Annotated in this window: 8 protein-coding genes; 6 read left to right on the top strand and 2 right to left on the bottom strand. The window is 64.7% G+C overall.

What is annotated here, in order from left to right; genetic code table 11:
- Positions 1 to 15: 15 nt before the first annotated feature.
- Both P0Y58_15200 and P0Y58_15195 read right to left on the bottom strand, forming a co-directional pair.
- Positions 16 to 1,158, bottom strand: a complete 1,143-nt coding sequence (locus P0Y58_15200; GenBank protein ID WEK28258.1) for a MexC family multidrug efflux RND transporter periplasmic adaptor subunit — start codon at positions 1,156 to 1,158, stop codon at positions 16 to 18.
- 102 nt (positions 1,159 to 1,260) lie between these two features.
- Entirely contained in the window at positions 1,261 to 2,319 is a 1,059-nt protein-coding gene (locus P0Y58_15195) for a sigma-54 dependent transcriptional regulator (GenBank protein WEK28257.1), read from the bottom strand.
- 295 nt (positions 2,320 to 2,614) lie between these two features.
- On the opposite strand from P0Y58_15195, the gene P0Y58_15190 reads away from it, so the two are divergent.
- The 6 genes from P0Y58_15190 to P0Y58_15165 all read left to right on the top strand — a co-directional run bounded on the left by P0Y58_15190 (position 2,615) and on the right by P0Y58_15165 (position 11,605).
- On the top strand, positions 2,615 to 3,688 hold the full coding sequence (locus P0Y58_15190; protein WEK28256.1) for an ABC transporter substrate-binding protein: 1,074 nt from the start codon (positions 2,615 to 2,617) through the stop codon (positions 3,686 to 3,688).
- An 11-nt stretch (positions 3,689 to 3,699) separates the two neighbouring features.
- Positions 3,700 to 4,923: a lipase family protein gene (locus P0Y58_15185; protein WEK28255.1), complete on the top strand. Its 1,224-nt coding sequence runs from the start codon at positions 3,700 to 3,702 to the stop codon at positions 4,921 to 4,923.
- Between the two features lie 12 nt (positions 4,924 to 4,935).
- Positions 4,936 to 6,135 (top strand): LLM class flavin-dependent oxidoreductase, encoded by a 1,200-nt coding sequence (locus P0Y58_15180; protein ID WEK28254.1) that lies wholly within the window; start codon positions 4,936 to 4,938, stop codon positions 6,133 to 6,135.
- Between the two features lie 4 nt (positions 6,136 to 6,139).
- On the top strand, positions 6,140 to 7,693 hold the full coding sequence (locus P0Y58_15175; protein ID WEK28253.1) for an ABC transporter substrate-binding protein: 1,554 nt from the start codon (positions 6,140 to 6,142) through the stop codon (positions 7,691 to 7,693).
- A gap of 218 nt (positions 7,694 to 7,911) precedes the next feature.
- Positions 7,912 to 10,488: a TonB-dependent receptor plug domain-containing protein gene (locus P0Y58_15170; protein ID WEK28252.1), complete on the top strand. Its 2,577-nt coding sequence runs from the start codon at positions 7,912 to 7,914 to the stop codon at positions 10,486 to 10,488.
- 28 nt (positions 10,489 to 10,516) lie between these two features.
- Complete coding sequence (locus P0Y58_15165; protein ID WEK28251.1) at positions 10,517 to 11,605, top strand: LLM class flavin-dependent oxidoreductase; 1,089 nt, start codon at positions 10,517 to 10,519, stop codon at positions 11,603 to 11,605.
- The last annotated feature ends 183 nt before the right edge of the window (positions 11,606 to 11,788 follow it).

Genomic DNA, 11,788 nt, shown 5'->3' with positions numbered 1-11,788 from the left:
CTCGTTACCCTCGCCTCAACGCGCTGCGGCTTGTTGCGCCGGGGCCGGGGCCACCGGCATGCCAGGGGCCAGGCCGGCAGGGCTGCCGACGATCACCTGGTCACCCGGGCGCAGGCCCTCGGTGACCTGCCAGCGAGCGCCGTGCATGGCGCCGGTGCGCACACTGCGTGCCTCGGCAATCCCGCCGATGCCCACCAGCATCACCCGTGCCTCGCCGTCACTACCGCGCTGGATGGCCCGCTGCGGTACCAGGATGGCCTGGTTGTCGGTGCCTTGGGGGGTGCGTACGCGCACGTACATGCCCGGCAGCAGGATGCCGTCGGCATTGTCGAACCGACCGCGCAGCGTGACTTGGCCGGTGCCGCGGTCAACCGCAACGTCGGTGAACATCAGGGCGCCCTGGCGCTCGTAGTCGGTGCCTTCCACCCGGGCGGACAGGGCCTGCTGATCACCGGCTGCCAACGCGCCGTCCTTCAGTGCCTGGCGCAGGCGCAGGGCATCGGCGGCCGATTGGGTAAAGTCGATGTAGATCGGGTCCAGCTGCTGCACCCTCGCCATCAGCGTGGCGTCACCCTGCCCCACCAGCGCACCTTCGGTGACCAGTGCACGGCCGATACGGCCAGAGATAGGCGCCTTGACCGTGGCGTAACCAAGGTTCAGTCGCGCCGTTTCGACGTCGGCCTGGGCCGAGCGTACAGCGGCCTCAGCGCTACGCAGGTTGGCGCTGGCGGTGTCGAAGTCCTGCTGGCTGATGGCCTCGATCTTCACCAACGGCGCATAGCGGCGCTCCCGCGCCTGGGCTTCGAGCATCACCGACCGAGCCTTGCCCAGATCAGCCTCGGCGCGTGCCAGTGCAACCTTGAACGGCGCGGGGTCGATCTGGAACAGCACGTCGCCGGCCTTTACGTCGGCGCCTTCTTCGAAGCGCTTGTATAGAACGATGCCCGCCACCCGGGCGCGCACCTCGGCAACGCGCATGGGCTCGACCCGGCCCGGTAAGGTTGCCGCCAAGGTCAGGGGTTCGCTGGCGACCGTAACGGTCTGGACCGGAAAAGCGTTCTGGCCTGCGGTCGGCGGCGCTTCAGCCTCGCCGCAGCCGGCAAGGATGGCTGCTGCCGCCAGGCAACTGGCCATTCCTATTGCACGCAAGTTGCTCATTATTCACCCGAGCTCTAAATGAAAAATCGGCCCGAATGATATTTTTTAAGACTAAATGAGTCAATTTAGTCTCATATGATACTTTGTTAATAATTGTGAAACCTACGCCTTGGACAGCTCGCCAATCTTCTCCAACCGGGCGCGCACGATATTGCGGCTGATGTTAAGCAACCGCCCGGTCTGCAACTGGTTGCCGTGGCAATACCGATACGCCGCCCTGAACACCGTCTCCTCGATGTGCTCATACAGGTTCGGCACGTTCTGCTCGAACAATGCCAGCAACGCGCTTTCCAGGTCGGGCGCCGCCGCGCTCGCTGTCGGCAGGTACGCATGCGCAGCCGGCGCCGTCACCTGTGGCCGCATGTCGACCAGGTGCAAGTCCGCCGGCGCAACCACCTGATAGCGGCACACCAGCAATGCATGGTGAATGGCGTTTTCCAGTTCGCGAATGTTGCCTGGCCAACTGTGCGCCAGCAATTTGCGTTCGGCATCCGGGCTCAGCGTCGCACGCTCGTAACCGAGGCGCCGGCAATGTTCCTCGATGAAGAACTCGGCCAACGGCAAGATGTCCCCCGGCCGCTCGCGCAGCGGCGGCAGGCGGATAGTGGCGACGTGCAGGCGGTAGAACAGGTCCTCACGAAAATGGCCCGCCACCACCGCATCGGCCAGGTTGACGTTGGTCGCCGCCACCAGCCGCACGTTGATCGGGACTGGCGTGCGTGACCCCAGGCGCACCACTTCGCGCTCCTGCAGCACCCGCAACAACTTCACCTGCATGTTCAGCGGCAGGTCACCAATTTCATCGAGGAACAGCGTGCCGCCATTGGCCGCCTCGAACCAGCCAGCCTTGTTGCTGGTGGCCCCGGTGAACGCGCCTTTTTCATGGCCGAACAGCTCGCTCTCTACCAGCGTTTCGGCAAAGGCCCCGCAGTTTACTGCCACGAACGGTTCTCGCCCGCGCCGGCTGAGTTGATGGATGTGCCGTGCGACCAGCTCCTTGCCGGTACCGGTTTCACCGATGATCAGGGTATTGGCCTCGCTGGGCGCCAGGCGCTCGATGCGGCTGAGCAGCTCCTGCGAGCGCGGGTCCTTGAACACGAGCACGGTGGCACGTACCGACTTGGTCAGCTCGCGGGCATTGGGGTGGGTGATCAGCGACATAAGGGCATTCCTGGCAGTTGACGCGCTTGCCAATAGTGCATGAAACAAATTAGATCAAAAAATTATTAATTAGCATTTGAATATTCGAATTAGGAATATTCAAATTTTCCAGCAACCGGCTGCTGCTGTAGCAGCAACCCGCCAGCACTTCCCTGCCCGCCGATCAGCAGGCAAGGGCCTTGACCGCTCACCTGCACCTGGATGAAAGCCCCGCCACACGTGGCCTACAGGCCATTTTAAGCCGGCTGGCATGTATTTCGCTCCAGGCCTGTCAAACCTTTGCCTGGAGCTGCACATGAACAATCCCTGGCGTCATGCCTTCGCCCTGCTGGGCGGCCTGTTCCTCAGCCTGGCCGCGCTGGCTGCCGAGCCACCGGCGGCGGTGCGCATTGCCATCGTCGCCTTCACCCAGGGCGGTGCGCCGGTATTCGGCGGTATCCCTGGGCGGGTGATCGAGGAAGGCTGGCTGCAACAACAACTGGCCGCCCGCGGCGTGAAACTGCAATGGACTGCCCTGCCCCACGCCGGCGCCGGGCCGCAGATCAACGAAGGTTTCAGCAACGACAGCCTGGATTTTGCTGTACGTGGCGACCTGCCTTCGGTGATTGCCGGGGCTGGCCAGGTGCCTGGCAAGCTGGTGGTACCGGGTGGCAGCGGCAACAACATTTACCTGGTGGTACCCAGCGACTCCCCGGTGCGCAGCATCCAGGACCTCAAGGGAAAGCGCCTGGCCTTGCACCGCGGCCGCCCATGGGAGTTCGCCTTCAGCAACTTCCTGCAAAGCCAGGGGCTGGCACTCAGCGATTTCAAGATCGCCAACCTCAACCCCCAGGTAGGCGCCGCTGCAGTGTCAGCCGGCAAGGTCGATGCTGCCGTACTGCTCAACGAAGCCTATGCCCTGGAAGACAAAGGCGTGGCACGCATCCTCTGGTCGACCAAGCAAGGCGCCAACGACTGGCGGCTGGTTTCCGACCTGTGGGGCACCGACCGCTTCGTCGAGCAACATGCCGACCTGACCCAACTGGTGGCCACCGCCTGGGTGCGCGCGGCCTGGTGGATCTCTCAGGAGCAGCACCGCGATGGCTACTACGCGCTGTCGTCGCGCGCCGGTGTGAGTGAAAGCGTGCTGCGCCGTGACGACCAGGACGACCCGGTCGCGTGGAAGGCACGCTGGGCGCCAAAAAGCGACGCCCAGCTCAAGGCCCACTACGACGCACTGGGCCAATACGCGCTGGCCAACCGGCTGATCCGCACCCCCTACGACATTACCAGCGACCTGGCCACGGGCTTTACCCGCCAGGCGCTGATTGATCTGCAACTGACCCACTACTGGCCGTCCCTCGACGCCCAGATCAGCCAACAACCTTGAGAGCCTTACCCATGAAACTGCCTGCTTCGCTTGTCTTCGGTCTCAGCGCCCTGGCCCTGTCCATCGGTGCCATGGCCGCCGAAACCTATGCGCCCAAACCCGACCCGCAACAGGGTGATGGCCGTGTGTCGGCCTTCTACACCTGGAGCAAGGCCATCCCCGCCACGCCTGGCAAACTGCTGCGCAGCGAACCGCTCGACCAGGCACTCAGCCTGCCCGGTGCGGCCAGCGCACAACGCATTTTGTACACCTCCCTGGATGGCATCGACGGCAAGACCCCCGTCGTGGTTTCCGGCGCACTGTTCATCCCCAAAGGCAAGGCACCGGCAGGTGGCTGGCCGGTCGCCAGCTGGGGCCATGGCACCGTCGGCGTGGCGGATATTTGTGCGCCGTCCTGGGCCGGCCGTAGCTACCGTGACGTGCAATACCTCAACCGCTGGCTTGAAGAGGGCTACGCCATCGTCGCCACCGACTATCAAGGCCTGGGCGTACCCGGCGGACACCCGTTGCTGAACAACCGCATGGCCGCCTACGGCATTCTCGATGCGGCCAAGGCCGTGGTCGCCGGCGTGCCGGGCCTGGCCGACAAGGTGCTGATCATTGGCCAGTCCCAGGGCGGTGCCGGCGCCTTTGCTGCCGGCGCGTACGCGGCCACCTATGCGCCCAAACTCGGGGTCAAGGGCAGCATCGGCACCGGGGTGATCTACACCATCGGCGCGAAGAACGTCGGCGAACAGGACCAGGACAAGGTCGACCCGGCCCTGGCCTACGGCTTCTACACCCTGCTCGCTGCCCAGCAGTACGACCCGAGCATCGACCCACGCGATTTTTACACCGACAAGGCCCTGCCACTGTTCGAACAGGCGCGCACCAGCTGCCTGTCATCCTTGGTCAGCGATGTAGTCGGCACCGGCCTGACCCCGGCCAACGCCAAGAAAGACTACAAGGGCGATCAGCTCAAGCCGTGGCTGGCGCAGGTGTCGTACCCGACTTTGAAACTGGCCCAGCCGATCTTCATTGGCACCGGCGCCGAGGACAAGACCCCCGCCGCCGCCACCCAAGTAGCGCTGATGCAGGACGCCTGCAAGGCCGGCTCGGTGGTGCAGGGCCACCTGTACAAGGGCCTGGGCCACAGCGAAACGGTGAATGCCTCGCTGAAGGACTCGATCCCCTTCGCCCGTCAGGTCATCAGTGGCCAGCCGGTCACCCCCAATTGCAACCCAAGCGTGCAGTAAGGAGGCCAACCCATGAGCATCGAATTTTTCACCCGCCTGCCCCTGCATGGCGAAACCCAGTTCCTTCCCGGCGACCCGCGCAACCGCGGCGACTGGCATGCGGGTGGGCCCAGCACCGGTGCGGTCTCGGGGTTTGCCGTGGGTGATCACTTCACCTACATCGACTACCTCGGTCAAATCGCCCGCGCCGCTGAAATCAACGGCTTTGGCGGCGCGCTGATGGTCAACGCCCCCACCGGCGAAGAGCCATGGACGGTGTGCTCGCTGCTGGCCCGGGAAACCCGTACACTGAAATTCGTCACCGCGTTCCAGCCCTATCACTACACCCCGTGGGTGGCCGTGCAGCAGGCTGCGACCTACCAGCGCGCCACCGGCAACCGCTTGGTGTGGAACATCATCAACGGCGGCTCGGATGCCCTTCAGCGCCAGGTCGGCGATTTCGAGGACCATGACCAGCGTTACGCCCGCGCCACCGAATTCATGGACGTGGTGCGCGGCTATTGGCACAACGAGCAGTTCCACTACGAAGGCACCTACTACCGCGCCGAAGGCGGTGGCCTGCGCGGGCCGCTGAAAAAGGCCGAGTTGCCGCTGATCTGCACCGCTGGCTCGTCGGTGGCAGCGCGGGAGTTCGCCGCCAAGCACGCCGACTTCTACCTGATGCGCGCCGAGCACCCGGACGAGATTGCCGCGCTGATCGACGACATCCGCACCAGGGCGCTGAAGTGGGGCCGCACCGATATCCGCTTTGGCCTGTCCATCGACGTGATCGCCCGTGAGACCGAAGAAGCCGCGCTGGCCGAGGCCAAGCGCTTCTTCGACGAAGGCGTGGCCAAGGGCACGGTCAAGGCCCGCGCCGCCCACGCCGGCCTGCGCACGGCGCGGAAGCTGAGCTACGAGCACGGCTACGGCGACCAAGGCGAGCAACAGGCGTTCGACGACTTCTTCATCCACCCCAACGTGTGGACCGGTTTCGGCTACATCGGCGTCCCGCCGGGCTGCGCGCTGGTAGGCAGCTACGCCAACGTGGTGGCACGCATTCGCGAGTACCACGGCATTGGTGTCGACCTGTTTTTCCTGGCCGGCTACCCACACCTGGAAGAAGCCTACCGCATTGGCGAGCACATCCTGCCGCACTTTCGCGAGCAGCGTGCGCCCCTGGCCCGCCAGCCGGCCGAACCCGTGCAACTGCACGCCAGCAACGGAGCCTGACGCCATGGCCTGGGACGGATACCCACTGAGCCGGCGCACCTTCCTGGGCCACGCCGGTGTACTGGCCGGCGGTGTACTGGTCGGTTGCGGCCCGGCCGACAGCCCGACCCCTGCCGCAGCCGACCAGCCGCGCCATGGCGGGCGCCTGCGCTTAGGGATCATCGACGGCAACCAGAGCGGCAACCTCGACGCCCACAAGCCTGTTGGCAGCGGCATCGTGCGTGGCTTTGCCCTGTACAGCAAGCTGTGGGAATGGGACGAGCAGATGCAGCCGCGCCTGGCCCTGGCCGAGTTCGCCGAGCCCAATGCCGATGCCAGCGGCTGGACCTTGCGGCTGAAACCGGGGCTGGAGTTCCACCACGGCAAGACCATCGACGCCGATGACCTGATTTTCTCCATCCGCCGCCTTACCGACCCGCAGCTGGCCTCGCCCTATGCGGCGCTGCTGCACTGGGTGGACCGCGACAACCTGGTCAAGCTGGACGAGCGCACTGTGCGCCTGAGCTTTCGCGAGGGGCGCAGCTACCTGCCACTGCCGGAAACCTGGGTCAACTTCGGCGGCATTGTGCCGGTGGACTACCACCCGGTGACCAACCCGGTCGGCGCCGGGCCGTACAAACTGAAAAGCTTCACGCCAGGCCAGCGCTCGCTGTTCACCCGTTTCGACAACTACTACAAGCCCGGCAAGCCCTATGCCGATGAACTGGAGATCATCGATTTCAAAGACCAGACTGGTCGCCTGGCGGCGTTGCGCGCCGGGCAGATCGACATGGCCAATGTCATGTCCACCGAGCACCTGCAGGTGCTGCAGGCGGACTCACGGCTGCGGCTGCTGAAATCGGTGAGCGGCAACTGGCTGTCGTTCGACATGAACACCACCAAGGCGCCGTTCGACGACCCGCGTGTGCGTGAGGCATTCCGCCTGCTGGCTGATCGCGAGGAGCTGGTACGCCGTGCGCTGAATGGCCAGGGCCGGGTGGCCAACGACCTGTATGCACCGTTCGACCCTACCTTCGACCACAGCATTGGCCCGCGCCCGCATGACCCGCAACGCGCGGCGCAGTTGCTGCGTGAAGCCGGGCATGCGCAGTTGCAGGTGGAGTTGGTGACTACCCCCGGGCCTGGGCTGGCTTCGGCGCTGGTACTGGCCGAACAGGCAAGACGTATCGGCGTAACCCTCAACGTGCGCCAGGTCGACCTGGCCACTTTCCAGGGCCCGCAGCGCGACGACTGGACGTTGAGTACCGGTGGCAGCATCGGTGCGCCGTTTTTGGCCAGTGCCATTCACACCGATGCGCCGTTCGCCGTGGCCAACAAGACCCACTTTCACGACCGCGAATTCAGCGAGGCCTTCCTTGGCGCCATGGCCCAGCCGGACCTGGAGCAACGCAAGGCGCTGGTGCACCGGGCGCAACGTATCCAGTACGAGCGCGGTGGCATGCTGATCTGGGGCTTTGCCGACCTGCTCGACAGCGTCAGCACCCGCGTGGGTGGCGCGCAGGCCGAGCAGTCGCTGTTCAGCACCTGGCGGTTTGAGAGCTTGTGGCTGAAAGCCTGATCCACACGAAGGCAGCGTATATCCCTGTGGGAGCGGGCTTGTCCCGCGAATAGGCCCGCCTGGACAGCAGAGGTGCATGGCCAGGGCTTCGCCCTGGTTCGCGGGACAAGCCCGCTCCCACAGAACCTCCTGACAGGCTTGAGACATTCTCACTTAACCGCAGGCGCGGCTGCGCCCTCGCTTCTCCCACATTCTTACTATTGAACGAGGCCCAGCCAATGCCCCGCTTTACCCTGCTGCACCCCAAATTCCAGCCCAGCGCCCTGGCGCTGGCCATCCTTGCCGCCAGCGCACCGCTGGCCTACGCCGAAGACACTCAACTGCAAACCGTCACCGTACAGGCCGAACAGGCCGACGACGACGCCCTGCCCACCCGCCCGCCAGCCTCGATCTACGGCGGCCTGGAAACCAAGGTGCTGGACACCCCGCGCTCGGTCACCCAGATCAATCCCGAACAACTGGCCAACGACCCGATCCGCAGCTCCGACGACCTGGTCAAATACGCCCCCGGTATCACCCGCGGCGGTGGCCAGAACGCCGGCATCGCCCCGCAGATGCGGGGGCAGAACACCGAAGTGTTCCAGGACGGCCAGCGCGCCTATGGCGTGCGCCACCCGGCCAACTTCAATGCCTACGAAGGGGCCGACATCGTCGCCGGGCCGTCTTCGGTGACGTACGGTTCGGTCAGCGGCAGCGGCGGCTACGTCAATTACCTGAGCAAGAAACCCGACTTCACCCGTTTCCGCACCAAGCTCAGCGGCGAAATCGGCAGCTGGATCCCCGATGGCGAATCACGCGACGCCACCAAATTCAGCATCGACAACACCGGCCCGCTGACCGACAACCTGGCCTACCGGGTGAGCATCACCCGCCAGCGCCAGGAGGACTTCTACGACAATGTCGAGAACAACTTCGACGCCTTCTATGGCGCGCTCGCCTGGCGTAATGACAACCTGCGGGTGGACTGGAACGCCGCCTACGACGACTACTACGACTACAACATCACCCACGGCTGGAACCGCGCCACACAGGACCTGGTCGACCACGGCAAGTATTACGCTGGACGCGCCACGCCAATCGTCCAGAACGGCAATAACTTATGGTCGCCCGTGCTGTCTTCCGGCGCCGCCGACGCCCAGGTGCTTGGCTGGGTGCAGCGCCAGCGCAATGCTCAGGGCCAGTATCAGGTAGTCGATGGCAGCTTCCAGAATGCCTCGCCCAATACCCAGGCCAACCCCGGCAGCTTGCGCGGCTGGGTCTACGACCCGTCGTTGGCCGGCAATGGCCTGACTTCGTTGTCGTCACAGACCGGCCAGCGCGCGCAGGATGAAAACCGCTCGCGGCGCTTTACCACGCAACTGCGCGTCGAAGGCGACCTGACCCCGTCGATCACCTTGGCCAATAGCACTTTCTACCAGCACTCCACCGACACCACCGATGCCGTCGGGGCGTTTCAGGTGCAGGGCAAGGACGACATTTTCGACAACCGCTTCGAGTTCCGCGCCCGTGGCCAGTGGCAGCTGGGCGACCTGACCCTGCTCGACGACAGCAACACCGGGCTGATCTACCGCCGCGAGCGCAACGAGTCGATCGCCGCCAACAACAGCTTCGGCAGCACCATCAACGCCTATGACCTGACCCTCGACCCGACCTTGAAGAACCCCGGCGACCTGCTCGGCCTGAGCGGCCGCAACCCCGCCGGTGGCAACGCGGCCTGGATCGGCCAGCCCGGCGTGCCGCAGTTTTCCAGCTACTACGGCTGGCTCAACCTGCCCGCCATGTACCCGGCCGGGCACGGCCTGTATGCAGAGTCGGTGGCGCCCTACACCGCCGACAGCACCTGGACCACCAAGACCCTGTTCAGCCAGCACAACCTGCGCCTGGGCGAACGCGTGGGCCTGAACGTGGGCGCCAGCCGCAGCTGGATCGACGCCCGAATCGAAAATCCCTTCGTGCTGCCCGGCGGCAACCCGCGCAAGGATTCGGACAACTACCGGCTGTTCTCGGTACAGGTCAGCCCCTATTTCAAACCCACGGAAAACAGCACGCTGTACTACACCTTCGACCGCTCGCTGGCGGTGAATACCGGCTTCTTCACCAACGGCCTGGGTTGGGGCAGCGGCACCGGTGCCAACCAGCTCAACCCGCTGGCCTTCGAGAGCCTGAGCGTGCTGCATGAGGTCGGGTTGAAAGTGGAAGCGGTGCCCGACCAGTTGTTCCTTACCCTGGCTGCCTACAAGCAGGCCCGCGACCAGTCGCCAGACAGCAACAACAACATTGCCCGCCTCATCGTCAAAGGCTGGGAAGCGACCTTGCGCTACCAGGACCAGCACCTGCGCGGCGGCCTCAACCTTAGCCGCATCAGCGCCTACAACGAATTCACCAGCCAGGCCGGGTTCGCCTCGGCGGGTTTCATTCCCGATAACGGCACCGTATTCGGCGACAACAACAGCCTCAACCAGCGCCCGTCCGGCAAGTTCGATGCGGTGCAGATCCCCGAATACAACGCCGGCGGGTATGTCGACTACCGCTTCGACTCAGGATTTGGCGTCGAGCTTTCCGGCTGGTGGACCAGCAGCTGGTACCTGAACCTGAGCAAGACGGTGAAAGTACCGGACGAATACAACCTCGACCTTGCCGTGTACTACCGCCAGCCGCAGTGGGGCGTGACGGTGCGCATGCTCAACGTTACCGACGAGCTGAATTTTGTCAGTGGCCTGGCCGGCTCTACCAATACCTTCCTGCAACCGATGCCGGGCCGCACGCTGCTGGCCCAGGTCGATTACCAGTTCTGATCCCCCCTCAACCTGAAAGGCCCCAACAATGTCCATTGAATTCGTCGGCATGATCTTTCCCCGCCAGTGGTCCGAGACCCGTGGCGTACGCACACCCGACTTCGACCTGCCCTTCATCCGTCACCACGCCCGCGCCCATGAGCATGCCGGGTTTGATCGGGTGCTGATCGCCAGCGGCCCTGGCAGCGCCGACAGCCTGCAAATTGCCGCCTATGCTGCCGCCCACACCGAACGCCTGGGTTTCATGATTGCCCATCGCCCGGCCCTGACCGCGCCTACGGTGGCTGCACGGGCATTCGCCACCCTTGACCACACCACCGGCGGCGGGCGCATCCGCCTGCATGCGATCACCGGTATCACCGCCGAGCCGCAAGAGGGCGACACGCTGCTGGACAAGACCGAGCGCTACCGGCGTGCCGACGAATACCTGGAGATTGTCCGTCGCACCTGGACGGCCGAAGAGCCGTTCGATTTCGAGGGCCGCTACTTCAACATCAAGGGTGCCTTCTCACCGGTGAAGCCGCTGCAGCAGCCACATATCCCGATTTCCTTCGGGGGCTCGTCCGACATCGCCTACCAGATCGCCGTCAAGCATGCGGACCTGTATGCCTTGTGGGGTGAGCCGCTGAGTGGCGTTGCCGAGCAGATCGGCAAACTCAAGGCTGCCGCCAACGCAGCGGGTGTGGCGGCGCCAAGGGTCAGCCTGTCGGTAAGGCTGATATTGGGCGCTACCGAGGAGCAGGCCTGGCAGCGTGCAGAACAGATTCTTGCGCAGATCAAGGCCAACCCACAGTTTGCGGCCGACAGCCCCTGGCAGAAGCGCATCAAGGGCACCGGCTCCGAACGCCTGCTCGCCGCCGCCGCCCGTGCCGACCGGCATGATCGGGCGTTGTGGATGCCGACGGCGACCGCAGTGGGGGCCTATGGCGATACCACCGCGCTGGTGGGCACGCCGGAGACCGTGGCCCAGGCGTTGCTCGATTATGTCGACCTTGGGGTGACCACCTTTCTCAACCGGGGTTATGACCCGTTGTATGACACGGTGGATTACGGGCGTTGGGTGATTCCTGCGGTGCGCGAGGAAGTACGGCGGCGGCAGGCGCGGTTTGTGGGGTGAAGATGGGGTGTATGGCTTGGGGTTGCATCTGGTTTGCCAGGTGCATGCCTTGGGTTGTTTGGCGCCTTGGAGATCGAGCGCCGCCCGCGCGGCGCATCGCGAGCTGCGCTCGCTCCCACGTTTGTTTCGGGCCAATTATTCCTGGGGGATTTTCGCGCGAACCCTTTGGTGCTCGGCTCGATA

Source organism: Candidatus Pseudomonas phytovorans (genome assembly GCA_029202525.1).
Lineage (GTDB): Bacteria > Pseudomonadota > Gammaproteobacteria > Pseudomonadales > Pseudomonadaceae > Aquipseudomonas > Aquipseudomonas phytovorans.
Note: the sequence above shows the minus strand (reverse complement) of the source record. Positions and strands in the feature narration are given on the sequence as shown.